This window comes from Pseudomonas fluorescens, assembly GCF_041354075.1.
GTDB classification, from domain to species: Bacteria; Pseudomonadota; Gammaproteobacteria; order Pseudomonadales; family Pseudomonadaceae; genus Aquipseudomonas; species Aquipseudomonas fluorescens_CE.
This window is the reverse complement of sequence record NZ_JARZGC010000010.1, coordinates 107361-129940: the sequence shown is the minus strand read 5'-3', so window position 1 is coordinate 129940 and position 22580 is coordinate 107361. Positions and strand designations below refer to the sequence as shown.

Annotated in this window: 23 protein-coding genes; 14 read left to right on the top strand and 9 right to left on the bottom strand. The window is 62.5% G+C overall.

Annotated elements, in window-relative coordinates; all coding sequences use genetic code 11:
- Window positions 1–124: 124 nt before the first annotated feature.
- The 4 genes from QIW53_RS15390 to exaC all read right to left on the bottom strand — a co-directional run bounded on the left by QIW53_RS15390 (window position 125) and on the right by exaC (window position 4649).
- Complete coding sequence (locus tag QIW53_RS15390; RefSeq protein WP_371050476.1) at window positions 125–580, bottom strand: GNAT family N-acetyltransferase; 456 nt, start codon at window positions 578–580, stop codon at window positions 125–127.
- Window positions 581–694: 114 nt separating this feature from the next.
- Window positions 695–1531 (bottom strand): ethanolamine ammonia-lyase subunit EutC, encoded by an 837-nt coding sequence (gene eutC, locus QIW53_RS15385; RefSeq protein WP_371050475.1) that lies wholly within the window; start codon window positions 1529–1531, stop codon window positions 695–697.
- A complete protein-coding gene (locus tag QIW53_RS15380; RefSeq protein WP_371050474.1) occupies window positions 1528–2916 on the bottom strand; it encodes an ethanolamine ammonia-lyase subunit EutB in 1389 nt (462 codons plus the stop codon). The genes eutC and QIW53_RS15380 overlap by 4 nt, the downstream gene beginning before the upstream one ends.
- A gap of 212 nt (window positions 2917–3128) precedes the next feature.
- Complete coding sequence (gene exaC, locus QIW53_RS15375; protein ID WP_371050472.1) at window positions 3129–4649, bottom strand: acetaldehyde dehydrogenase ExaC; 1521 nt, start codon at window positions 4647–4649, stop codon at window positions 3129–3131.
- Between the two features lie 230 nt (window positions 4650–4879).
- Between exaC and mpl the strand changes: the two genes are divergently transcribed.
- Genes mpl through QIW53_RS15360 form a run of 3 tightly spaced genes read left to right on the top strand, consistent with a single transcriptional unit; the run spans window position 4880 to window position 7135 of the window.
- A complete protein-coding gene (gene mpl, locus QIW53_RS15370) occupies window positions 4880–6229 on the top strand; it encodes a UDP-N-acetylmuramate:L-alanyl-gamma-D-glutamyl-meso-diaminopimelate ligase (protein ID WP_371050471.1) in 1350 nt (449 codons plus the stop codon).
- A complete protein-coding gene (gene ubiX, locus QIW53_RS15365; protein WP_042732905.1) occupies window positions 6226–6858 on the top strand; it encodes a flavin prenyltransferase UbiX in 633 nt (210 codons plus the stop codon). The genes mpl and ubiX overlap by 4 nt, the downstream gene beginning before the upstream one ends.
- Window positions 6851–7135: a YceK/YidQ family lipoprotein gene (locus tag QIW53_RS15360; protein WP_371050470.1), complete on the top strand. Its 285-nt coding sequence runs from the start codon at window positions 6851–6853 to the stop codon at window positions 7133–7135. Before ubiX ends, QIW53_RS15360 begins: the two co-directional genes overlap by 8 nt.
- A gap of 22 nt (window positions 7136–7157) precedes the next feature.
- On the opposite strand, the gene QIW53_RS15355 is transcribed toward QIW53_RS15360, so the two are convergent.
- The 3 genes from QIW53_RS15355 to QIW53_RS15345 form a co-directional block, all read right to left on the bottom strand.
- Complete coding sequence (locus tag QIW53_RS15355) at window positions 7158–7799, bottom strand: oxidoreductase (RefSeq protein ID WP_371050469.1); 642 nt, start codon at window positions 7797–7799, stop codon at window positions 7158–7160.
- Window positions 7800–7826: 27 nt separating this feature from the next.
- Window positions 7827–9545 carry a C13 family peptidase gene (locus QIW53_RS15350; RefSeq protein WP_371050468.1) on the bottom strand — a complete coding sequence of 573 codons (1719 nt, stop codon included), beginning with the start codon at window positions 9543–9545 and terminating at the stop codon, window positions 7827–7829.
- Window positions 9546–9648: 103 nt separating this feature from the next.
- The gene (locus QIW53_RS15345) at window positions 9649–10104 is read right to left on the bottom strand and encodes a MaoC family dehydratase (protein ID WP_192309221.1); all 456 of its coding nucleotides are present in this window, start codon (window positions 10102–10104) and stop codon (window positions 9649–9651) included.
- A gap of 183 nt (window positions 10105–10287) precedes the next feature.
- Here QIW53_RS15345 and QIW53_RS15340 point away from each other — a divergent pair, with 183 nt between their 5' ends.
- The 3 genes from QIW53_RS15340 to QIW53_RS15330 are packed head-to-tail and all read left to right on the top strand — an operon-like array spanning window position 10288 to window position 11964.
- Window positions 10288–10650, top strand: a complete 363-nt coding sequence (locus QIW53_RS15340; protein WP_371050467.1) for a CidA/LrgA family protein — start codon at window positions 10288–10290, stop codon at window positions 10648–10650.
- A complete protein-coding gene (locus QIW53_RS15335) occupies window positions 10647–11363 on the top strand; it encodes an LrgB family protein (protein ID WP_371050466.1) in 717 nt (238 codons plus the stop codon). The genes QIW53_RS15340 and QIW53_RS15335 overlap by 4 nt, the downstream gene beginning before the upstream one ends.
- A 10-nt stretch (window positions 11364–11373) precedes the next feature.
- Window positions 11374–11964, top strand: a complete 591-nt coding sequence (locus tag QIW53_RS15330; RefSeq protein ID WP_371050465.1) for an LON peptidase substrate-binding domain-containing protein — start codon at window positions 11374–11376, stop codon at window positions 11962–11964.
- Here QIW53_RS15330 and QIW53_RS15325 read toward each other — a convergent pair whose 3' ends face one another.
- Both QIW53_RS15325 and QIW53_RS15320 read right to left on the bottom strand, forming a co-directional pair.
- Entirely contained in the window at window positions 11965–13281 is a 1317-nt protein-coding gene (locus tag QIW53_RS15325; protein ID WP_371050464.1) for a bifunctional DedA family/phosphatase PAP2 family protein, read from the bottom strand.
- Between the two features lie 169 nt (window positions 13282–13450).
- Window positions 13451–14149 (bottom strand): DNA-3-methyladenine glycosylase, encoded by a 699-nt coding sequence (locus tag QIW53_RS15320; RefSeq protein ID WP_371050463.1) that lies wholly within the window; start codon window positions 14147–14149, stop codon window positions 13451–13453.
- A gap of 187 nt (window positions 14150–14336) precedes the next feature.
- Here QIW53_RS15320 and QIW53_RS15315 point away from each other — a divergent pair, with 187 nt between their 5' ends.
- From QIW53_RS15315 to QIW53_RS15280, 8 genes are all read left to right on the top strand, one after another.
- Window positions 14337–15608, top strand: a complete 1272-nt coding sequence (locus QIW53_RS15315; RefSeq protein WP_371050462.1) for a glutamate-5-semialdehyde dehydrogenase — start codon at window positions 14337–14339, stop codon at window positions 15606–15608.
- A complete protein-coding gene (gene nadD / locus QIW53_RS15310; RefSeq protein WP_442439647.1) occupies window positions 15577–16281 on the top strand; it encodes a nicotinate-nucleotide adenylyltransferase in 705 nt (234 codons plus the stop codon). Before QIW53_RS15315 ends, nadD begins: the two co-directional genes overlap by 32 nt.
- A gap of 69 nt (window positions 16282–16350) precedes the next feature.
- Window positions 16351–16845, top strand: coding sequence for a ribosome silencing factor (rsfS, locus tag QIW53_RS15305; protein ID WP_192309206.1), 495 nt, complete (start codon window positions 16351–16353; stop codon window positions 16843–16845).
- 9 nt (window positions 16846–16854) lie between these two features.
- On the top strand, window positions 16855–17322 hold the full coding sequence (gene rlmH, locus QIW53_RS15300; protein WP_009051038.1) for a 23S rRNA (pseudouridine(1915)-N(3))-methyltransferase RlmH: 468 nt from the start codon (window positions 16855–16857) through the stop codon (window positions 17320–17322).
- A 9-nt stretch (window positions 17323–17331) separates the two neighbouring features.
- On the top strand, window positions 17332–19227 hold the full coding sequence (gene mrdA / locus QIW53_RS15295; RefSeq protein WP_371050459.1) for a penicillin-binding protein 2: 1896 nt from the start codon (window positions 17332–17334) through the stop codon (window positions 19225–19227).
- A gap of 31 nt (window positions 19228–19258) precedes the next feature.
- On the top strand, window positions 19259–20362 hold the full coding sequence (gene rodA / locus QIW53_RS15290) for a rod shape-determining protein RodA (protein ID WP_192309383.1): 1104 nt from the start codon (window positions 19259–19261) through the stop codon (window positions 20360–20362).
- Between the two features lie 17 nt (window positions 20363–20379).
- Window positions 20380–21390: a lytic murein transglycosylase B gene (gene mltB / locus QIW53_RS15285; RefSeq protein WP_371050458.1), complete on the top strand. Its 1011-nt coding sequence runs from the start codon at window positions 20380–20382 to the stop codon at window positions 21388–21390.
- On the top strand, window positions 21390–22403 hold the full coding sequence (locus QIW53_RS15280) for a septal ring lytic transglycosylase RlpA family protein (protein WP_371050456.1): 1014 nt from the start codon (window positions 21390–21392) through the stop codon (window positions 22401–22403). Before mltB ends, QIW53_RS15280 begins: the two co-directional genes overlap by 1 nt.
- The last annotated feature ends 177 nt before the right edge of the window (window positions 22404–22580 follow it).

Below are 22580 nucleotides of genomic sequence, written 5' to 3'. Positions count from 1 at the left end.
AGGTCCGCATTATACGGGCAGACAGGTGAAAAGCGCGTCGAGTTTGTAGCGGGGGATGTCGTCGGGGTGGATAGCGCACGGCCCTGCCTGCAGGAGCGAGCTCGCTCCTGCGCCGGGCTGGAGCTCAGAGCTCGTCGCTGATCGGCAAGACGTAGTTCTTGAACTCGGTGTCTTCCTTGAAACCGATGGACTCGTAGGTCTTCTGCGCCACCAGGTTATGGCTGCTGGTGGACACGCGCATGCGCACGGCATTGGTTTCCTTGGCCAATTTTTTCGCGGTACGGATCAGGTTGTCGGCCACCAACTGACGACGGGCATCTTCGGCGACGTAGATGTCGTTGAGAATCCACACGCGCTTGAGCGAGAGTGAGGAAAAACTGGGGTACAGCTGGCAGAAACCCATCAGTTTTTCGTCATCGGACAAGGCCAGGTAGATCACCGATTCCTTGCGACGCAGGCGTTTCTCGAGAAAGGCCCGGGACGAATCCGGATAGGGCAGGGAGCCATAAAATTCACGGTATTTGACGAACAGCGGGGTCAACTGGTCCAGGTGTTCGAGGGTCGCTTGAATAATCCGCATCGATAGGTCTCGTCTTCAAGTGGCTGTCTTACATCGTGACGGCGATAGGAAACCCTTGGCGGCCGTGATTCGATCCTGCCTGAAACGGACGCAGAAACGCAATGCGGAAACGGTTCAGGTTTTCGGCGTGCTCAGTAGGAAATTACCCTGCGTGCTTGTCCCTTCGTCCGAGGCCAGTGTCTGCACCTGCGCCTCGTCCTTTAGGTTGACGCCCGACAGCTGGCGCCGACAGGCTTCACGCATCAGGTACAGCAGGCGGTGTGCAGCCATGCCGTAACTCAAGCCCTCCAGCCGCACGTTGGAAATGCAGTTGCGATGGGCATCGGTCAGGCCGACTTTGGGATTGTAGGTGAAATACAAGCCAAGGCTGTCTGGCGAGCTCAGGCCAGGGCGTTCGCCGATCAGGATCACCACCATTCTGGCGTTCAGCAACTGACCGATTTCATCGGCGATGGCGACCCGGCCTTGCTCCACCAGCACCACCGGCGACACCGCCCAGCCTTCGACCGCGATCTGCTCTTGCATCCGCGCCAGGAACGGTACCGCATGCCGGTGAACCGCCAGGGCCGACAACCCATCAGCCACCACTATCGCCAGATCAAGGCCGTCGGGATGGGTCGAGGCGTAGTCGCGCAAGGTCTGCACCGAGGCGTCGCTCAGCTTGCGCCCCAAATCGGGGCGTTGCAGGTAGGTGTCGCGATTCGCTGCCGCACTGTGCACCAGCAGGGTGTTGTAGCCATCTTCGGCCAGTTGCGCACTGAGCTCGGCATGCTCGAACGCCAGGTGCACGGCGTCCCGGGCCTGGGCGTGGGCGAACTGGAAGTCCAGTTGCGCGCCGGTGGGCAGGCTGATACCGGTACGACCCAGGGCGATGCGTGCGGGGGTCAGGCGGCGCAGGTCCAGTAACGGGTCTTGCAGGTCAGCAGCAGGTTTATCCATCTCGGTACTCATCCCAATTGCGCCAGGGCCTGGCGAAACGCCGGTGGCAGTTGGCTGCCGAACTGAATCCTGCCGTCTGCCTGAGTGAAAATCCCCATGTTCGCCAGCCATTGTTCAAACTCCGGTGCCGGGCGCAGGCCAAGGGTTTGCCGGGCGTAGAGCGCGTCGTGGAACGAGGTGGTCTGATAATTGAGCATGATGTCGTCGGAGCCGGGGATGCCCATGATGAAGTTGATGCCGGCCACGCCCAGCAGCGTCAGCAGGGTGTCCATGTCGTCCTGGTCGGCTTCCGCATGGTTGGTGTAGCAGATGTCGCAGCCCATCGGCACGCCCAGCAGTTTGCCGCAGAAGTGGTCCTCGAGGCCGGCGCGAATGATCTGTTTGCCGTTGTAGAGGTATTCCGGGCCGATGAACCCGACAACGGTGTTCACCAGGAACGGCTTGAAATGGCGTGCCACGGCGTAGGCGCGGGTTTCACAGGTCTGCTGATCGACGCCGTGATGGGCGTTGGCCGACAGGGCGCTGCCTTGGCCGGTCTCGAAATACATCAGGTTCTGCCCGCCGCGCTTGAGGCTGAGCCCGGCGTCGTAGCCTTCCTGCAACAGGTTCAGATTGATGCCAAAGCTGGCGTTGGCCGCTTCGGTGCCGGCGATCGACTGGAACACCAGATCCAGTGGGATGCCTCGATTGATCGCTTCGATGGACGTGGTGACGTGGGTCAGTACGCAGGCCTGCGTCGGGATTTCGTAGCGCTGGATGATCGCGTCGAGCATTTCCAGCAGCGCGCAAATCGAGGCAATGCTGTCGGTGGCCGGGTTGATGCCGATCATCGCGTCGCCGTTGCCATACAGCAGTCCGTCGAGAATGCTCGCGGCAATGCCGGCCGGTTCGTCGGTGGGGTGGTTGGGTTGCAGGCGGGTGGAGAGGCGTCCGCGCAGGCCCATGGTGCCGCGAAATTGCGTGACCACGCGGATTTTCTGCGCCACCAGGACCAGATCCTGCACCCGCATGATCTTCGACACCGCAGCGGCCATCTCCGGCGTCAATCCGGGGGCCAGGGCGCGCAGGCTCTGTTCGTCGGCGGCCTCGCTGAGCAGCCAGTCGCGCAATCCACCGACGGTCAGGTGGCTGACGGCGGCGAAGGCGTGCTTGTCGTGAGTGTCGATGATCAGTCGGGTGACTTCATCAGCTTCGTAGGGAATCAGCACTTCCTGCAGGAAGTGGGTCAGGGGAATGTCCGCCAGGGCCATCTGTGCGGCGACACGTTCGCCATCGTTGAGTGCAGCCACTCCCGCCAGGAAGTCCCCGGAGCGCGCCGGACTGGCCTTGGCCATGACGTCCTTCAGGCTGTCGAAGCGATAGGTCTGGGCGCCAATTGAATGGGCAAACGAGGCCATGGGGCGTGTCCTCCTGAAGTCGGGTTGGCTTGCCGCGGAAAGGTGTTGCAAACATGCAAGGCTTGAGCCACAGCCTTCAACAGGGTTGGAGTCCGGCAGGACGTCATTGCGCAGGCTGGCTCCCACAGGGTCGTCGCCGACCTTGTGGGAGCGAGCCTGCTCGCGATAACGATCGAATGGGCGACACAGACCTGTCTGTGTCGCCCCGGTTTTCAGAAGAAGCCCAGCGGGTTGATGTCGTAGCTCACCAGCAGGTTTTTGGTCTGCTGGTAGTGATCGAGCATCATCTTGTGGGTTTCACGGCCGACGCCGGACTTCTTGTAACCGCCGAACGCGGCGTGCGCCGGGTACAGGTGGTAGCAGTTGGTCCACACACGACCGGCCTTGATGGCGCGGCCCATGCGATAGGCGCGGTTGATGTCACGGGTCCAGAGGCCGGCGCCCAGGCCGAACTCGGTGTCGTTGGCGATGGCCAGGGCTTCGGCTTCGTCCTTGAAGGTGGTGATGCTCACCACCGGGCCAAAGATTTCTTCCTGGAACACGCGCATCTTGTTGGTGCCCTTGAGCAGGGTTGGCTGGATGTAGTAGCCGCTTGCCAGGTTACCCTCGAGTTTTTCCACCTTGCCGCCGGTCAGCAACTCGGCGCCTTCGCCCTTGGCAATTTCCAGGTAGGAGAGGATTTTGTCGAATTGCTGCTCGGAGGCCTGGGCGCCGACCATGGTGTCGGTGTCCAGCGGATCGCCGCGTTTGATTTGCAGGACCTTGTTCATGACCACTTTCATGAACTCGTCGTAGATCGATTCCTGCACCAGGGCACGGGAAGGGCAGGTGCAGACTTCGCCCTGGTTGAAGAACGCCAGGACCAGGCCTTCGGCGGCTTTTTCGATGAAGGTCGGCTCGGCCTGCATGATGTCTTCAAAGAAGATGTTCGGCGATTTGCCGCCCAGTTCCACGGTGGACGGAATGATGTTCTCTGCCGCGCATTTCATGATGTGCGAACCGACCGGCGTCGAGCCGGTGAAGGCGATCTTGGCGATGCGTTTGCTGGTGGCCAGGGCTTCGCCCGCTTCCTTGCCGAAACCTTGTACGACGTTGAGGACGCCCGGTGGCAGCAGGTCGCCGATCAGTTCGACCAGCACGGTGATGCCCAGCGGGGTCTGCTCGGCAGGCTTGAGCACCACGCAGTTGCCGGCGGCGAGGGCCGGGGCGAGTTTCCAGGCGGCCATCAGGATCGGGAAGTTCCACGGGATGATCTGCCCGACCACGCCCAGCGGTTCATGGATGTGATAGGCCACGGTGTTGCCGTCGATCTCGGCGGCGCTGCCTTCCTGGGCGCGCAGGCAACCCGCGAAATAGCGGAAGTGATCGGCGGCCAGGGGGATGTCGGCATTGAGGGTTTCGCGGATGGCTTTGCCGTTGTCCCAGGTTTCGGTGATGGCCAGGGTTTCCAGGTGCTGTTCGATACGGTCGGCGATTTTCAGCAGGACCAGCGAGCGCGCCTGGGCGGACGTGGCGCCCCAGGCATCGGCTGCCGCGTGGGCAGCGTCCAGGGCCTTGTCGATGTCTTCGGCCGTGGAACGGGGGAATTCGGCAATTGGCTGGCCATTCACTGGCGAGGTATTGGTGAAGTACTGACCTTTGACAGGCGCGACGAACTCGCCGCCGATGTAGTTACCGTATTTGCCCTTGAACGTAACGATAGCGCCTTCAGTACCGGGGTGAGCGTAACGCATGATGGGTTCTCCTTGGCTTGTTGTACTTATAAGGAAGCTGCGCTTTTGCGCGTGCATTAAGCGTAGAGCAAAGGTCGGGCAATTGCCTCGCGCAGCGAACGGATCAAGTTTTACAGCATTTTTATCGGATCAAGGGGCGCCGCAATCTCCGGCATCATCGTTGCGCCGAAACAAAGGTGCGATTTTCCCCTCCCTACGCTAACCTGCGGCCATGTTTTACGAGGTCGACTATGCACATTCATATTCTGGGTATCTGCGGCACCTTCATGGGTTCGATGGCGGTTCTGGCCAAGGAACTGGGCCATCACGTGACGGGCTCCGATGCCAACGTCTATCCACCGATGAGCACTCAGCTGGAGGCCCAGGGCATCGAGTTGACCCAAGGCTACGACCCGGCGCAGCTCGATCCGGCCCCTGACCTGGTGGTGATCGGCAATGCCATGTCCCGGGGCAACCCGGCGGTCGAATACGTATTGAACAAGGGCCTGCCCTACGTTTCCGGCCCGCAATGGCTGGCTGACCACGTGCTGCAAGGTCGCTGGGTCCTGGCCGTCGCCGGCACCCATGGCAAGACCACCACCAGCAGCATGCTCGCCTGGGTGCTGGAGCACGCCGGCATGAGTCCGGGTTTCCTGATCGGCGGCGTACCGCAGAACTTCTCGGTGTCGGCACGGCTGGGCGGCACACCCTTCTTCGTGATCGAAGCCGACGAGTACGACAGCGCGTTCTTCGACAAGCGCTCCAAGTTCGTGCATTACCGTCCACGCACGGCGATCCTGAACAACCTGGAATTCGATCATGCTGACATCTTCCCCGATCTGCCGGCCATCGAGCGGCAGTTTCACCATCTGGTCAGGACCATTCCGAGCGAAGGCCTGGTGATTCATCCGACCACCGAGCCGGCCTTGCAGCGCGTGATCGAGATGGGCTGCTGGACGCCCGTGCAGACCACCGGTGCAGGCGGTCAGTGGCAGGTCAAATTGCTCAGTGAAGACGGTTCGGAGTTCGAAGTGATGTTCGACGGCGTGGCCCAAGGCGTGGTCGAGTGGGACATGACCGGTCAGCACAACGTCGCCAATGCGCTGGCGACCCTGGCTGCGGCGCGCCATGTCGGTGTCGTGCCGGCCATGGGCATTGCGGCGCTGAGCGCATTCAAAAGCGTGAAGCGGCGGATGGAGAAAGTGGCGGAAGTGCGTGGCATCACCATTTACGACGACTTTGCCCACCACCCGACGGCCATTGCCACTACGCTCGACGGCCTGCGCAAACGCATTGGTGATGCGCCCTTGATTGCGATCATCGAGCCGCGCTCCAACTCCATGAAGCTCGGCGCTCACCGTGACGGCTTGCCGGAAAGCGTGGTCGATGCCGATCAGGTGATCTGGTACGCACCGGCCAACCTCGGCTGGGACCTGGGCGCGACGGCGGCGCTGTGCACGGTGCCTTCGATTGTCAGCGATTCGCTGGAAGGCATCATCGAGCGGGTGAAAAGTCAGGCACAGCCGGGCACGCATGTGGTGATCATGAGCAACGGCGGCTTTGGCGGCCTGCACGGCAAACTGGCCGAGGCGCTGCAATGAACAACGGCCCGGAACGCATCACGCTGGCGATGACCGGCGCGTCGGGCGCCCAGTATGGCTTGCGCCTGCTGGACTGCCTGGTTCGCGAGGATCGCGAGGTGCATTTCCTGATCTCCAAGGCCGCGCAACTGGTGATGGCCACCGAGACCGACGTGACCTTGCCGCCCAAGCCGCAGATGATGCAAGCCTTCCTCACCGAGTACACCGGCGCCGCCGATGGGCAGATTCGTGTGTACGGCAAGGAAGACTGGATGTCGCCGGTGGCCTCGGGCTCCGGTGCGCCTGCGGCCATGGTGGTCGTGCCTTGTTCCACCGGCACGCTCTCGGCGATCGCCACCGGGGCCTGCAACAACCTGATCGAGCGTGCGGCCGACGTCACGTTGAAGGAGCGTCGCCAACTGATCCTCGTGCCGCGAGAAGCGCCTTACTCCAGCATCCACCTGGAACACATGCTGAAGTTGTCGAACATGGGCGTGACGATCCTTCCGGCATCGCCCGGCTTCTATCATCAGCCACAAACCATCGACGATCTCATCGACTTCGTCGTGGCCCGGATTCTCAATCTGCTGAACATCCCTCAGGACATGCTGCCCCGTTGGGGCGAACACCATCTGAGCAGCGATGAATAAGCTGCTGGCGCTGGTGCTGGTCGTGCAATTGACCGGCTGCGCCACGGCACGCACGCTGGATGCCGCCAAGCCAGGGGCTCCGGTGGTGTATGCGGGGACCCGGCTGGACCTGTATGCCTTGAACGGTGGTTGCTGCGCGATGGACCGCTTTGGCGCAGAGGCGCCGAGCTATCCGGGTGTGGACCTGCCGGCCAGCGCCTTGCTCGATACGCTGCTGTTGCCGCTGTCGGTGTTGACGGTGATCGGTGTGAGTTTTCAGGCGACGGGCGGGTTATAGCGCCCGCCCAGTCGCCGCAGCGTCACTTGCCCAGCTTGCGCAATTCATCCGACTCGACCACCCGCACGCCATCCTGTTCTTCCAGCGCCAGCCGCCACATCGCGCGCGCCAGCTGGCAGGCTTCGATGCCTCGATACTTGCCTGGAATCAAGCGCGATATCGGGCCGGCCAGCTGTTCGGCCAGGCGCGGCTCGATACGCTCGCCCAGCAACAGCGAAGGTCGACAGATGGTCAGTTGCGGCCAGTCCTGCGCCCGCAAGGCGTATTCCATCTCGCCTTTGACCCGGTTGTAGAACACCGAAGACCGGCGGTCGGCCCCCACGGCGCTGATCACGATCAGGTGCCGCGCGCCCATTTCCCGTGCCCGCTTGGCGAAGGCCACGACCATGTCCAGGTCGACTGCGCGGAAGGCTTCTTCCGAGCCCGCCTGTTTGATCGTGGTTCCGAGGCAGCAGTACGCGATATCGACGCGACCGTTCAATTGCGGCAGGAAAACGGCGGGGTCGCCGACCGGGTTTTCCAGGTGCGGGTGTTCGGCCAGCGGCCGGCGTGAGGGGGCCAGAACACGGGTGATGGTCGGCTCGTTGAGCAGGCGGTCAAGCAGGTGTTCACCGGTCAGTCCGGTCGCTCCGGCAAGCAATACATGCTGAGGCGTCAAGTACATAGTGTTTCTCCCTTGATACTGTTCAGCTTAGTTGCTCTCTGCATCCTCGCTGTTGATAGAGACACTTTGTAGTGCTTTTCGTGCCTGCTGTTTGCGCAGAAGCTGCCAGTGCGAAAGGACGGTTTTCGGTGCCCAGATCTGGGGTTCGGAGGCTTCGAAGCCGTCGGCCAGTTCCCGTTCGGCCACCGTGGCCCTGGCCAGCTTGAAGGCCTGCTCCAGATCGTCGGTCTGGTTCAGGGCCTGGGCGAACAGGGCATCGCCGAAGTAGGTGAAGTTGGCCTCTTCCGAGCAGCCAAAGGACACGCGGTCGGCGCGCGAGGCGGTCATGATCAGGGTGCGCTCGTCCTTGAGGGCCGGGATGAAGCCGCCCGAATAGCAGGACGAAATCACAATGACCTTGTCGCGGTTTTTCAGGGGGGCGAGCACGGCGGCGAGCTCGTCCGCCGGCAGGTCGGCCAGTTCCATGCGTGGCTGGTCGAGTACCAGCTCGTGCTCGCTGGTGCCGTGGCTGGTCAGGTAGATGAAGACCAGGTCTTCCGGCCCACTGCGTTCAGCCAGCGTCAGGGCCGCACGGCGCAGGTTTTCCCGGGTGGCCATGGGGCGGTCGATCAGGTGCTCGCGATGGTTGACCAGGCGGATCTGGCCGAACGCACCGAAACGGCTGGCGAGCATGTTGCTGACGTAATCGGATTCGCGCAGAAACACGCTTTGCTTGCCGTCGCCACCAAGGGTCAAGGTGTACAGCTCGACCGCCGGCGTGGAGGCCGGCACATTGGCCAGCGCGTCATCGAGCAGGCGACCCTGGGCCAGCAGCCCGAGCTCGAGGCTGTCGGGCAGCAGCTTGCCGTCGGCGTCGCGCACCCGTTGGCCATTGGCCCAGATACCGCTCTGCACCGTACCGTCGGTCAGCACCAGGGTGCCACGACCCTTATAGCTGTCGGCGTCGAACTGGCCGATGTAGAAGCTGCCATCGGACAGGTTCAACCGGCCCTGGCCACTGAAGCGCCAGTCAACGAACTGGCCGATGTAATGGCTGCCGTCGGCACCGATCAGCTCACCCTTGCCGTTCAGTGAGCCTTCCTTGAACTGGCCCAGCCAGACATCACCGTCGGCGTTCTCGTAGCGGCCCTTGCCGTGCAACTGGTTGTTCTTGAACCCACCGACGTAGATATCGCCGTCGGCGCTGTTGAAGGTGCCGACACCCTCCAGTTGTCCATCCTTGAAGTGGCCGGTGAACTGATTGCCGCTGGCGTCGCCGCGCTGGCCCTCGCCGTTGGGCTTGCCGTGGGCAAACTGGCCCTGGTACGAGCTGCCGTCTTCGAGTTCAAGGCGTCCGAGGCCCGAATACTGATCGGCCCTGAATTCGCCACGGTAGCTCATGCCGTTTTCCTTGAGGCTACCTTCGCCTTCGCGCCGACCTGCCTTGAATCCGCCGGTGTAGCTGCTGCCGCTGGTGGTCAGCGTGCCCTGGCCGTCGAACAGGCCCAGGTTGAAATTGCCGCGATAGACCTCGCCGTTGCTGCCATGCCACTCGCCCTGGCCATGCCATTGGCCCTTGTCGAAACTGCCGGCGTACCAGCTGCCGTTGGGATAATCGACCCGGCCCTGGCCTTGCAGCAACCCGTCGACCAGGTCGCCGCGATAGCGTCCGCCGTCTGGCAGGCGCGCGTCGGGAGGCAGCAGCGATTCGCCGTCGCCGCAAGCGGTGAGCATCAGGGTCAGGGCAAGGAGTGCAAGTGAGCGCATAGCGGGATCCGGACAATTAGGCGACCGAGTATGCCGCAGCTCAATGACTTGTATATAGAGAGAGGTCGCGAAACAGCATGCGCTGCTTCGCATCCCGCAGGTTTTACACGAAGCAGAGGGACAGCGGCTCGGCGATGTAGGCCGGTTTCTCCGAACCTTCGATCTCCAGCGTGGCGGTGGCCTTGAGCAGCCATTGGCCGGGTTTCTTCTCGGTGACCTCGGTCAGGTCGACCTTGAGCCGCACCTTGGAGTCGACCTTGACCGGCTGGATGAACCGCACGCTGTCGAGGCCATAGTTGACCACCATCTTCAAGCCCTGCGGCAGGATGAGGATGTCTTCCATCAGCTTGGGAATCAGCGACAACGACAGGAAACCGTGGGCGATGGTGCTGCCAAAGGGGGTTTGCGCGGCCTTGACCGGATCGACGTGGATGAACTGATAGTCTCCTGTGGCTTCGGCGAACAGGTTGATGCGCGCCTGATCGATCGTGAGCCATTCGGAACGTCCAAGTTCCTTGCCGACATAGTCATTGAGCTCTGCAACGGGAACGTAGGGCATTGAGACTCTCCTTGTATTCATCGGTTTTATAGTTTTCAGGTGTGGAGATTTGACCTCCCGGATTACCACTTTAGATCACCATGGCCGATAACTCCGGTCAACCGACCATGCTTTTGGCGAATGCCGGTCCATAGCGCCGACATGCTTATAATGCCGGGCGTGAATTGACGGGGGAGAGGACCGATGTTGCTACGTGGCCTGACCTGGCTGGTGTTGTTCCAATTGCTGGGCACCGCCATCAACCATTTGTGTCTGCCGGTGTTGCCGGGGCCGATCATTGGCCTGCTGCTTCTGCTGGTGTACCTGATTTGCCGCGGGCAGGTGGGGGAGCCGCTGAGCCTGGCGGCCAGCAGCCTGCTGCGTTACCTGCCATTGCTGCTGGTGCCGCCGGCCGTGGGTGTGATGGTTTACGCCCGGGACATTGCCGCGGACTTCTGGGCCATTGTTGGCGCACTGGTGTTGTCGCTGCTGTTGTCGATGGCGTTTGCCGGGGTGTTGATGCAGCGCATGGTCAAGCGGCACGTCCACTCCGAGGATGCGCAATGATCCTCGACTGGCAAGGCGCATGGACGTCAGTGATTCATCATCCCCTGTTCGGCATCGGCATCACCCTGGGCGCCTACCAACTGGTGCTGGCGGCGTTCGAGAAAACCCGCTGGATCTTCCTGCAGCCCGTGCTGGTCTCCATGCTGCTGGTCATCGGTGTGCTGGTGGGCTGTGGCCTGACCTACGCCGAGTACCGCAAGAGCACCGAGATCCTCAGCATTCTGCTCGGCCCTGCCACTGTGGCGCTGGCCGTGCCCCTTTACCTCAATCTGCGGCGGATCCGTCAGTTGTTCTGGCCGATATTTACTACGCTGGTGATAGGCGGGGTGGTCGCCACGGGCATGGGCGTGCTGCTGGGCTGGTCGTTCGGCGCCGAGCACATGATCCTGATGACCATGGCGCCGAAGTCGGTGACGTCGCCCATTGCGATGCTGGTGGCCGAACAGATCGGTGGTGTCGCAGCGCTGGCGGCGGTGTTCGTGTTGATCACCGGGGTCATCGGGGCAATCTTCGGCCCGAGCCTGTTGACCCGGCTTGGCGTCCACAGCCCCGAAGCGCGAGGCATGGCGCTGGGCATGACGGCTCATGCGGTGGGGACGGCGGTGGCCATGCAGGAAAACGAAGAGTGTGGTGCCTTCGCGGCGCTGGCAATGAGTCTGATGGGCGTGGCCACGGCGGTGCTCCTGCCCCTGGCGGTGTCGATGGTGGTGTAAGGAAATGTCTATGAGCTTGCCGCTTTTTCCGCTCAATACGGTGCTGTTCCCCGGCTGCATCCTCGACTTGCAGATCTTCGAGGCGCGCTACCTGGACATGATCGGTCGCTGCATGAAACAGGGCGGCGGTTTTGGCGTGGTGTGCATTCTTGACGGTGAGGAAGTCGGCATCGCCCCGGCGGGCTATGCGCTGGTCGGCTGTGAGGCCGTGATTACCGACTTCAAGCAGCAGGACAACGGGCTGCTGGGCATTCGTGTCCAGGGGCGGCGGCGTTTCAATGTGCTGAGCACCGAGGTCCAGCGTGATCAACTGACCGTCGCCGAGGTCGAGTGGCTGGAAGACGAGCCCGAGCAACCCTTGCAGGACGAAGATGCCGATCTGGTCGCCTTGCTCAAGGCCCTGGCCGAGCACCCGATGGTCGAGGCATTGAACATGGGCACTGAAGCCACCGGTCAGCAATCGCTGGCCAACCAGTTGGCGTACCTGCTGCCGTTTGCCGAAGTGGACAAGATCGACCTGCTGCAGCTGGATGATCCGCAGCAACGCCTGGATGCGATTCAGGCGCTGCTGGATGAATTGCAGGGCGAGCTGTTTGCCTGATCAGTAGGCGTATCTCAGCATCGCGTGGGGTAAATGCCTCAATGCGAAGAAACCGAACAGCGCCAGCATCGATGGCAGGATCAGCCACCAGATTTTCGGCGGCATGGCAGTGAGGGGCGCCTGGCGCTGGATCAGCCCCAGGCTCGCCGCACAGACGCAGGCGGCCAGCATGGCCCCGGCCAATATATCCGTCGGCCAGTGCGCGCCCAGATAAACCCGCGACAGTGCAATCGCCAGGGCCGGCAGGCAACCGAGCAGCAGCCAGGTCAGGCGCATGCGCGGAGGTTGGCCTCGGCCGGCGAGGACCGCGAGGGTCAGAAACAGCGCGAAGGACCCGGAGGCGTGACCACTGGGCATGCTGTAGCTCGTCAGCGGATCACTCAGAACTTCTGGACGCACGCGGGCGAAAAACTGCTTGGTAAAGGTGTTGCCCAAGGCGGTCACGAGCAGGGTGCTGCCGGCAAAAATCGCCTGGCGCCATTGTCGTGTCAGTAGCAGCAAGGCGGTCAGCAGGGCGCTGAACAGCAGCATGTTGCGAAACTCGCCGATCAGGGTGAAGGTCACCGCCACTTCATCGAGTGTCGAACTGCGGTGCTCCTGCACCAGGGTCATCACGCCCTGATCGAGGGCGCTCAGGTGCGGATAGCCGATAAACAGCCCCGCCAGAATCAGCAGGCTCATGCCGGCAATCAGGATCGTTGCCTTGCGATGCCGGCGCAGGCTGCTGGTCACGCTCAGCCCGATCATCACCGCGATACTGCCGGCGACTATCCCGGCCTGGGGCCAGAAACCTTCCGGCAACGGCAGGCGGATGGCGGCGCCGGTCGCCCAGCCCGGCAGCAGGTAGGCGACGCTCCAGCCAGCGGCGGCCAGCAGGCTGACGGCGGCGAAGCGTGGGAAAGGCATGTCGAACATGCCGGCGACCATCGGCAGCATCGGCCGCAATGGCCCGATGAAACGTCCGACCAACAGGCTTGCGATGCCATAGCGCTGAAAATAGGCCTCGGCACCGCTGATCCATTCCGGGTGATGGCGCAGGCCGGGCAGGCGCCGGATGTTCTGATGGAAATGACGTCCGATGAAGTAGGAAACAACATCGCCCAACACTCCGGCGACGAAGCCCAGCAGCAAGGTCTCGCTCAGCGACAACGCGCCGCTGCCGGCGAGCACCGCGACGGCGAACAGCAGCACCGTGCCGGGAACAATCAAGCCGGCGATCGCCAGGCATTCGACGAAGGCCACGATGAACACCGCTGCGGCCAGCCACTGAGGGTTTGCCGCCAGCCATCCGGTCACGCTATCGAGCCATGGGCCCATAAAAACAACTCCATTGAAATTTTGTAATCGTCCCGGGGAGACAAACTCGGGCCCTTGGGGGAGCGAGCCTGCTCGCGATCAGGGTTTTTCAGGCGGCATGGATTGACCTGCCAGGCTGTCTTCGCGATCAAGCCCGCTCCCACAGGGTCTGTGGGTACTTCAAACGTTCTCAGGTCAGCAAAAAATAGTCGCGACCTTCGACCTGCCCCCGTCGCAGCGGGTTCCGTGTGCAATAGGGCGCGTAGGCGGCATCGACGAAGCGGTACATCAAGTGCTCGTCGCGGCCCCGCGGAATGCCCAGGCGGGTGGTTTGAATGATGGCTACAGGCTGCGGGCCGACATCCTCCACCAACAGCACTTCATGGTCAAAACGCTTGGCGTCCCACACCGGCACCTTCAAACCCAGCGCCTTGCACAGCAGTGTCTGCCCGGCGCAGAGTTTTTGCGACGGGCGCGGGCGGCCCTGGGCATCGGGGTTGTTCAACAGCATTTGCGCCAGGCTGGCGGGCCCGCTGATTTCATCGACCCACGGATAGGCGGATTTGATCAGGACCGCATTGCCAGGTCCCCGGGCGCTGAAGTTCAGGGAATCGCCACCCCGGGCGTAATACATATAGATGTGCCCGCCATCCAGAAACAAAGCCTTACGCTTTTCTGTGTAGCCGAGGGAGGCATGGCTGCCTTTTTCCTCGAAGTAGTAGGCTTCGGTCTCAATGATCCGGGCGCTGAGCCACAATTCACCGACCCGATGACGGATGACCTTGCCGAGCAGGTCCCGCGCCAGCGTTTGCGCGTCGCGGTCGAAGAATGCGTCTGGAAGCCCGAGGGGCAGGCCTGCGGCGGGCGCCGCAACAGTCAGATTGGACATGATGATCGGTGTGGGTCAGAGCTGATCGAGCCGGGATGATAACAATTTGCAGCTTAATCACGGCTTAACGTCGGCAAATGGCCCTCCATTTCGACCATCCGCCCGTCACCGCTGTTAGTCGGTGGACGCGACAGCTATAATCTGCCGCTTTCTTTACCAAGACCTTCAGCAAAGACCGCCATCGACCATGACTGAGTCCGTTCTCGACTACATGACCCGCCTGGGTCGCGCTGCCCGCGAGGCATCGCGCATCATCGGCCGAGCCAGCACTGCGCAGAAAAACCGTGCGTTGCAGGCCGCTGCCAATGCGCTGGATGCCGCACGTGGCGAGCTCACGGCTGCCAATGAGCTGGATCTGGCGGCGGGTCGTGCCAATGGTCTGGAGCCTGCCCTGCTGGAACGTCTGGCCCTGACGCCGGAGCGCATCGACGGCATGATCGTCGGTCTGCGCCAGGTCGCGGCCTTGCCCGATCCGGTCGGCGCCATTCGTGACATGAGCTTCCGCCCGTCGGGGATCCAGGTCGGCAAGATGCGCGTGCCGTTGGGCGTGATCGGGATCATCTACGAGTCCCGGCCCAACGTGACGATCGATGCCGCCAGCCTGTGCCTGAAGTCCGGCAATGCGACCATCCTGCGTGGCGGCTCCGAAGCCATTCATTCCAATCGAGCCATCGCCGCCTGCATCCAGCGCGGTCTGGCCGAGGCCGACCTGCCGGCGGCCGTTGTCCAGGTGGTTGAAACCACCGACCGCGCCGCTGTGGGCGCGCTGATCAGCCTGCCTGAATACGTGGATGTCATCGTGCCCCGCGGTGGCCGTGGCCTGATCGAGCGTGTCAGCCGCGAGGCCCGTGTCCCGGTGATCAAGCACCTGGACGGCATCTGCCACGTGTACGTCAGCGCCCATGCCGATCTGTCCAAGGCCCGGCGCATTGCCTTCAACGCCAAGACTTACCGGTATGGCATCTGCGGCGCTATGGAAACATTGCTGGTGGATCAAACCGTTGCCAAGGATTTCCTGCCATCCATGGCGGCCCAGTTCCTCGAAAAAGGCGTCGAGCTGCGCGGTTGCGAGCGCACCCGCTCCGTCATCGAGGCGGCCGTGGCCACCGAGGACGACTGGCACACCGAATACCTGGCGCCGATCCTCTCGATCCGGGTCGTCGACGGACTCGATCAGGCCATCGACCACATCAACCGCTATGGCTCGCATCACACCGACTCGATCGTCAGCGAGCACCAGGGCGACGCCCGGCGTTTCGTAGCGGAAGTCGATTCGTCGTCGGTAATGATCAACACGCCGACCTGCTTCGCCGATGGTTTTGAATACGGATTAGGTGCCGAGATCGGCATTTCTACTGATAAGCTGCACGCCCGCGGCCCGGTGGGCCTCGAAGGCCTGACCTGCGAGAAGTACATTGTGGTCGGTGATGGCCAGTTGCGCGGCCAGGCGTCGGTCTGACTTGAGCGACCTGAAGCCGTCGGCCCCAGCGCCGCGCCGCATCGGTGTACTGGGCGGAACGTTCGACCCGGTGCACATCGGTCACCTGCGAGGTGCGCTGGAAGTCGCCGAATCGCTGGCGCTCGATGAGTTGCGACTGACACCCAGTGCCAGGCCGCCCCATCGGGATACGCCGCAAGTGTCGGCGCAGGACCGTCTGGCGATGGTCGAGTGCGCGGTGGCCGGTGTGGCGCCGTTGGTGGTGGACGCCCGCGAATTGCAGCGGGACAAACCGTCCTACACCATCGATACCCTGGAATTGATGCGGGCCGAGCTGGCCGCGCAAGACCAGGTTTTTCTGCTTTTGGGCTGGGACGCATTTTGCGGCCTGCCCACTTGGCACCGCTGGGACGAACTGCTCCAGCATTGCCACATCCTGGTGTTGCAACGCCCGGATGCCGACAGCGAACCGCCGGATGCCTTGCGCAACCTGCTGGCAGCGCGCTCGGTGAGCGACCCGCTGGCCCTCAAGGGGCCGAGCGGACAGATTGCATTCGTCTGGCAGACGCCGCTCGCGGTATCCGCCACCCAGATCCGTCAACTGCTGGCCAGCGGTAAGTCGGTACGTTTCCTGGTGCCCGACGCGGTCCTGGCCTACATCGATGCGCACGGACTGTACCGTGCGTCGAACTGAAAAAGGGTGCGCTTCAAGGCACGTGAATGCGTGTGAAGCGCCCGAACATACGAGCAAAACGAGTTTTATATGACTGACAAAGACGTAGCTAAAGTTAAGCGCAAAGGCACATTCAAGAGCGCCCCGCTGCCGGTAGAGCCGCAAACCGGCGAAGTGCTGGCCGGCGAAGAGCTGGTCAAGGTAGCCGTGGCCGCCCTGGAAGACGTCAAGGCCCAGGACATCCAGGTGATCGACGTTCGCGACAAGCAGAGCATCACCGACTACATGATCATCGCCACCGGTACCTCCAACCGCCAGATCGGCGCGATGCTGGACAAGGTGCGCGAAGCGGTCAAGGCCAAGGGCGTCAAGCCGCTGGGCGAAGAAGGCAAGGGCGACAGTGACTGGGTGCTGCTGGATATGGACGACGTCATCGTGCACATGATGACCGCCTCGGCTCGCCAGTTCTATGACCTGGAGCGCCTGTGGGCCGGTGCCGAGCAGAGCCGTTCGGCCAGCGGCGCGCACCACAGCCCGGAAAACCCCCACGAGCACTTCACCAAGCTCAACAAAGACCAGCAGTAAGGGACCGCTGTGCGACTGCGACTGATCGCCGTCGGTTCACGCATGCCCAAGTGGGTGGAAGAAGGCTGGCATGAATATGCCAAGCGTCTTCCGTCCGAGCTGGCGCTGGAACTGGTGGAAATACCGCTCAACACCCGTGGCAAGAACGCCGATGTGGCGCGCTTCATTCGCCAGGAAGGCGAAGCCATGCTGGCCAAGGTCGGGCAGAACGAGCGGATCGTCACCCTCGAAGTCCACGGCAAGCCCTGGAGCACCGAGCAACTGGCGGTCGAGCTCGATCGCTGGCGGCTGGACTCGCGCACGGTGAATTTCATGGTCGGCGGCCCCGAAGGGCTGGCGCCGGAAGTCTGTGCGCGGGCAGATCAGCGTTGGTCGTTGTCGCCCCTGACGTTGCCGCACCCGCTGGTGCGGATTCTGATCGGCGAACAGCTGTACCGTGCCTGGACAGTGCTGTCCGGCCACCCTTACCACAAGTAGTTCTGCCTCATGTCCCAGCCGATCCGCATCAAGGACCACGAAAAAGACGCCCGCCTGGTGCGCGGCCGCGTCGTGTTCGGGGCAATTGCGGTGGTGGCGCTGATCGGTGTGCTGATCGCGCGCCTGTATTTCCTGCAGGTGATCCAGTACGACTACCACTCGACCCTGTCGGAAAACAATCGCGTCCATGTGCAGCCGATTCCGCCCACCCGTGGGTTGATCTTCGACCGCAACGGCGTGGTGGTGGCGGACAACCGGCCCAGCTTCAGCCTGAGCATGACCCGCGAGCGTTCCGGCGACTGGCAGCAAGTGCTCGATGTGATCGTCGAAGTGCTCGAACTCACGCCCGAGGACCGGGTGATCTTCGAGAAACGCATGCGCCAGGGGCGTCGCCCCTTCGAGCCGGTGCCGATCCTGTTCGAGCTGACCGAAGAGCAGATCGCCCGCATTGCCGTGAACCAGTTCCGCCTGCCGGGCGTTGAAGTGGTCGCGCAACTGGTGCGGCATTACCCGCAGGGCGCGCATTTTGCGCATTCGGTGGGTTACATGGGGCGGATCAACGAGAAAGAGCTCAAGACCCTCGATCCGGTCAACTACAGCGGCACCCACCATATCGGCAAGACCGGCATCGAGCGTTTCTACGAGCCCGAGCTGCACGGCCAGGTGGGTTACGAGGAAGTCGAGACCAACGCCCGGGGCCGCGTGTTGCGGGTGCTCAAGCGTACCGATCCGATTCCCGGCAAGGACATCGTCCTGAGCCTGGACATCAAGCTGCAGGAAGCGGCCGAAGCTGCACTCGGCGGTCGCCGTGGTGCAGTGGTGGCGCTGGACCCGGCGACTGGCGAAGTGCTGGCGATGGTCAGCCAACCGAGTTTCGACCCGAACCTGTTCGTGACCGGCATCAGCTTCAAGGCCTACGCCGAGTTGCGCGACTCCATCGACCGGCCCCTGTTCAACCGCGTACTGCGGGGGCTGTACCCACCGGGTTCGACCATCAAGCCGGCGGTGGCGATTGCCGGCCTGGACGCGGGCGTGGTGACGGCATCGTCCCGGGTGTTCGACCCCGGCTACTACCAGTTGCCCAACTACGACCACAAATACCGCAACTGGAACCGCACCGGCGACGGTTACGTGGACCTGGACACCGCCATCATGCGGTCCAACGACACCTACTTCTATGACCTGGCGCACAAGCTGGGGATCGACCGCTTGTCGGCCTACATGACCAAGTTCGGTATCGGCCAGAAGGTCTCGCTGGACATGTTCGAGGAGTCGCCGGGGTTGATGCCGTCCCGTGAATGGAAGCGCGCCACCCGTCGTCAGGCCTGGTTCCCGGGCGAAACCCTGATTCTGGGGATCGGCCAGGGCTACATGCAGTCCACGCCGCTGCAATTGGCCCAGGCCACGGCGCTGGTCGCCAACAAAGGGGTGTGGAACCGTCCGCACCTGGCCAAGACTGTCGAGGGCGAGCGGCCCAAGGATGACAATCCGATGCCGGACATCGTCCTGCGCGACCCGTCCGATTGGACCAAGGTCAACCACGGCATGCAGCAGGTGATGCACGGTGCACGCGGAACGGCCCGCAAGGCCTCGATCGGCGCGCAATACCGGATCGCCGGCAAGAGTGGTACGGCTCAGGTGGTCGCGATCAAGCAGGGCGAAAAGTATGACCGCTCCAAGGTTCAGGAGCGTCACCGCGACCACGCCCTGTTCGTCGGTTTCGCCCCGGCCGACAACCCGAAAATCGTGGTGTCGGTGATGGTCGAGAACGGCGAGTCCGGTTCCGGGGTCGCCGCGCCCGTGGTCCGCCAGGTGATGGACGCCTGGCTGCTCGACCAGGACGGTCGCCTGAAAGCTGAATACGCCAGCCCTATCAGTGCGGAGGCTACGGCCCGTGAAGAGTAATTTCGATCGCATCCTCTCCAGCGAGGATGTGATGCGTCGCCGCGCGACGCTGTTGCAACGCATGCACATCGATGGCCCGTTGCTGATCCTGCTGCTGACCCTCGCGGCCGGCAGCCTGTTCGTGCTGTATTCGGCCAGCGGCAAGAGCTGGGACCTGCTGGCCAAGCAGGCCACGTCCTTCGGCATCGGCCTGACGTCGATGATCATCATCGCCCAGTTCGAGCCGCGCTTCATGGCGCGCTGGGTGCCGCTGGGTTACGTGGCCGGGGTGTTGCTGCTGCTTGTGGTGGACATCATGGGCCACAACGCCATGGGCGCCACCCGCTGGATCAACATCCCCGGGGTGATCCGCTTCCAGCCGTCGGAGTTCATGAAGATCCTGATGCCGGCCACCATCGCCTGGTACCTGTCCAAGCGCACCTTGCCGCCGCAGCTCAAGCACGTGGGGGTCAGCCTGATGCTGATCGGGGTGCCGTTCATCCTGATCGTGCGCCAGCCGGATCTCGGCACGTCGCTGCTGATCCTGGCCGGCGGTGCCTTCGTGCTGTTCATGGGCGGGCTGCGCTGGCGCTGGATTCTCAGCGTACTGGCGGCGACGGTGCCGGTCGCGATCGCCATGTGGTTTTTCGTCATGCACGATTACCAGAAGCAGCGCGTGCTGACGTTCCTCGATCCGGAAAGCGATCCACTGGGCACCGGCTGGAACATCATCCAGTCGAAAGCGGCCATCGGTTCCGGTGGCGTCTTCGGCAAGGGCTGGCTGCTGGGCACCCAATCGCACCTGGATTTCCTCCCGGAAAGCCACACTGACTTCATTATCGCGGTGCTGGGCGAGGAGTTCGGCCTGGTCGGTATCTGCGCATTGCTGCTGATCTATCTGCTGCTGATCGGTCGTGGCCTGGTGATTACCGCCCAGGCGCAGACGCTGTTCGGCAAATTGCTGGCCGGTGCCCTGACCATGACCTTTTTTGTTTACGTTTTCGTCAACATCGGTATGGTCAGTGGTCTGTTGCCGGTTGTGGGGGTGCCGTTGCCGTTCATTAGCTACGGAGGAACTTCGCTGGTGACGCTGCTGTCAGCGTTTGGGGTTTTGATGTCGATCCATACCCATCGCAAGTGGATCGCACAGGTTTGAATAAGGTGAAGAGTTCAATGCACGTAATGCATGGCTGGGCGACTCGGTATGCGTCGTGGGTCGGCCTGGTAGGCATCCTTGGCAGCGCGCAGGACGTGTTGGCCGGCGATTACGAAGGCACGCCCCAAGTGGCCGAATTCGTTGGCGAGATGACCCGTGACTACGGTTTTGCCGGCGAACAGCTGATGGGGGTGTTCCGCGAAGCCGAGCGCAAGCAGTCGATTCTCGATGCCATTTCCAAGCCCGCTGAGCGCGTCAAGCAATGGAGCGAGTATCGCCCGATGTTCATCACCGACGCGCGGATCGCCCGTGGGGTGGATTTCTGGCGACAGCATGAGGCCGTGCTGGCCCGGGCCGAACAGGAATACGGCGTTCCAGCCCAGGTCATCGTTGCGATCATCGGCGTTGAGACCTTTTTCGGCCGCAATACCGGCAATTTCCGCGTGATTGATGCCCTGTCGACCCTGGGTTTCGACTATCCTCCCCGTGCCGAATTCTTCCGCAAGGAGTTGCGTGAGTTCCTCTTGCTGGCCCGGGAAGAGCAGGTCGATCCCTTGAGCCTCAAGGGCTCTTACGCCGGGGCGATGGGGTTGCCGCAATTCATGCCGAGCAGTTTTCGCGCCTATGCGGTGGATTTCGACGGTGACGGCCACATCAATATCTGGACCAACCCGGACGACGCCATCGGTAGTGTCGCCAGTTATTTCAAGCGTCACGGCTGGGTGGCTGGCGAGCCGGTGGTCAGCCGCGCCGATGTGCGCGGCGATCAGGTCGATGAAGGTTTGACCACGGGCATCGAGCCGACGAAAACCGTCGGGGAGTTGCGGGCGCTGGGGTGGTCAAGTCATGATGCGCTGCGCGATGATATGCCCGTCACGGCATTCCGCCTGGAAGGTGACAACGGCCCTGAATACTGGATGGGCCTGAAGAATTTTTACGCGATCACGCGTTATAACCGCAGCGTGATGTACGCCATGGCCGTACATCAACTGTCTGAACAGCTGGTCCAAGCACGGGGCGTCAAGTAATGCGGGCATTGCCTATGAATAAACCCCTGAAGCTGATGGCATTCGCCACCCTGGCGGTGCTGGTCGCCAGTTGTTCGACCAGCCGTTCGCCGACCCAGAAGTCTTCTTCCACCGCCGTGCGCTCGACGCCGGGGCTGGACATCAACCGTGCTCACAAGGACGGTGCGCCGTGGTGGGACGTCGACGTGTCGCGCATCCCGGATGCCACGCCGACCCTGCACACCGGCCCCTACAAGGCCAACCCCTATACCGTGCTGGGCAAGACCTACTTCCCGTTGCAGGAATCCAAGACCTACGTCCAGTCGGGCACGGCGTCGTGGTACGGCACCAAATTCCACGGCCAGAACACCGCCAATGGCGAGGTGTATGACCTGTACGGCATGAGTGCCGCGCACAAGACCCTGCCACTGCCCAGTTACGTTCGGGTGACCAACCTGGACAACAACAAGACGGTGATCCTGCGGGTCAACGACCGTGGCCCGTTCTACTCCGACCGCATCATCGACCTGTCCTACGCGGCCGCGAAGAAGCTCGGCTACGCCGAAACCGGCACGGCGCGGGTCAAGGTCGAAGGCATCGACCCGCAAACCTGGTGGGCGCAAAAAGGCCGACCGGCGCCGTTGATGCTCAACGAGCCGCAGGTTGCGCAAAATAATGCACCGGTGATCACGGCATCCGCCGGCACCGTCGAACAATGGACGCCACCGCCGCAACAACACGCTGCCGCCGTGGTGCCGACACCGATCGATGCAAAAAAAAACGCTTCTGTACCAGCGTCTGGCCAGTATCTGCAGGTGGGCGCGTTCGCCAACCCGGACGCTGCAGAGCTCCTGAGGTCCAAGCTCAGCGGGATGGTGAGCGCGCCGGTGTTCATCAGCTCGATCGTGCGCAACCAGCAGACACTGCATCGGGTGCGACTGGGGCCGATCGGTTCGCCGGGTGAGGTCCAGCAAGTGCAGAACAGCGTGCGACTGGCCAACCTCGGTTCGCCGAGCGTGGTTACCGCCGAGTAATACGTAGACTTGATTGACGGTTCACTCGCAGTTTGGGGGATGGGCCAGGTTGTTGGCTCATTGAAGAACAAAAGCCCGGCAAGGGTTACAGAGTGAACGACTGAACACGCGATGACCCCAGGGTTGTCTGATTAGTTTTGCCCTCGGGCAGTTTCCATTAGCGATTTCGAGAGACGG

Excerpts from the sequence above, each read along its gene's own strand:
- QIW53_RS15280 (WP_371050456.1), top strand. The coding sequence starts at position 21,390 with ATGCGGGCATTGCCTATGAATAAACCCCTGAAGCTGATGGCATTCGCC.
- QIW53_RS15360 (WP_371050470.1), top strand. The coding sequence starts at position 6,851 with ATGAATAAGCTGCTGGCGCTGGTGCTGGTCGTGCAATTGACCGGCTGC.
- exaC (WP_371050472.1), bottom strand. The coding sequence starts at position 4,649 with ATGCGTTACGCTCACCCCGGTACTGAAGGCGCTATCGTTACGTTCAAG.
- QIW53_RS15335 (WP_371050466.1), top strand. The coding sequence starts at position 10,647 with ATGATCCTCGACTGGCAAGGCGCATGGACGTCAGTGATTCATCATCCC.
- QIW53_RS15390 (WP_371050476.1), bottom strand. The coding sequence starts at position 580 with ATGCGGATTATTCAAGCGACCCTCGAACACCTGGACCAGTTGACCCCG.
- QIW53_RS15320 (WP_371050463.1), bottom strand. The coding sequence starts at position 14,149 with ATGTCCAATCTGACTGTTGCGGCGCCCGCCGCAGGCCTGCCCCTCGGG.
- rsfS (WP_192309206.1), top strand. The coding sequence starts at position 16,351 with ATGACTGACAAAGACGTAGCTAAAGTTAAGCGCAAAGGCACATTCAAG.
- rodA (WP_192309383.1), top strand. The coding sequence starts at position 19,259 with ATGCGTCGCCGCGCGACGCTGTTGCAACGCATGCACATCGATGGCCCG.
- QIW53_RS15380 (WP_371050474.1), bottom strand. The coding sequence starts at position 2,916 with ATGGCCTCGTTTGCCCATTCAATTGGCGCCCAGACCTATCGCTTCGAC.
- ubiX (WP_042732905.1), top strand. The coding sequence starts at position 6,226 with ATGAACAACGGCCCGGAACGCATCACGCTGGCGATGACCGGCGCGTCG.
- QIW53_RS15315 (WP_371050462.1), top strand. The coding sequence starts at position 14,337 with ATGACTGAGTCCGTTCTCGACTACATGACCCGCCTGGGTCGCGCTGCC.
- QIW53_RS15355 (WP_371050469.1), bottom strand. The coding sequence starts at position 7,799 with ATGTACTTGACGCCTCAGCATGTATTGCTTGCCGGAGCGACCGGACTG.
- nadD (WP_442439647.1), top strand. The coding sequence starts at position 15,577 with ATGGCCAGTTGCGCGGCCAGGCGTCGGTCTGACTTGAGCGACCTGAAG.
- QIW53_RS15340 (WP_371050467.1), top strand. The coding sequence starts at position 10,288 with ATGTTGCTACGTGGCCTGACCTGGCTGGTGTTGTTCCAATTGCTGGGC.
- eutC (WP_371050475.1), bottom strand. The coding sequence starts at position 1,531 with ATGAGTACCGAGATGGATAAACCTGCTGCTGACCTGCAAGACCCGTTA.
- QIW53_RS15350 (WP_371050468.1), bottom strand. The coding sequence starts at position 9,545 with ATGCGCTCACTTGCACTCCTTGCCCTGACCCTGATGCTCACCGCTTGC.
- QIW53_RS15330 (WP_371050465.1), top strand. The coding sequence starts at position 11,374 with ATGAGCTTGCCGCTTTTTCCGCTCAATACGGTGCTGTTCCCCGGCTGC.
- QIW53_RS15325 (WP_371050464.1), bottom strand. The coding sequence starts at position 13,281 with ATGGGCCCATGGCTCGATAGCGTGACCGGATGGCTGGCGGCAAACCCT.
- QIW53_RS15345 (WP_192309221.1), bottom strand. The coding sequence starts at position 10,104 with ATGCCCTACGTTCCCGTTGCAGAGCTCAATGACTATGTCGGCAAGGAA.
- mpl (WP_371050471.1), top strand. The coding sequence starts at position 4,880 with ATGCACATTCATATTCTGGGTATCTGCGGCACCTTCATGGGTTCGATG.
- mrdA (WP_371050459.1), top strand. The coding sequence starts at position 17,332 with ATGTCCCAGCCGATCCGCATCAAGGACCACGAAAAAGACGCCCGCCTG.
- mltB (WP_371050458.1), top strand. The coding sequence starts at position 20,380 with ATGCACGTAATGCATGGCTGGGCGACTCGGTATGCGTCGTGGGTCGGC.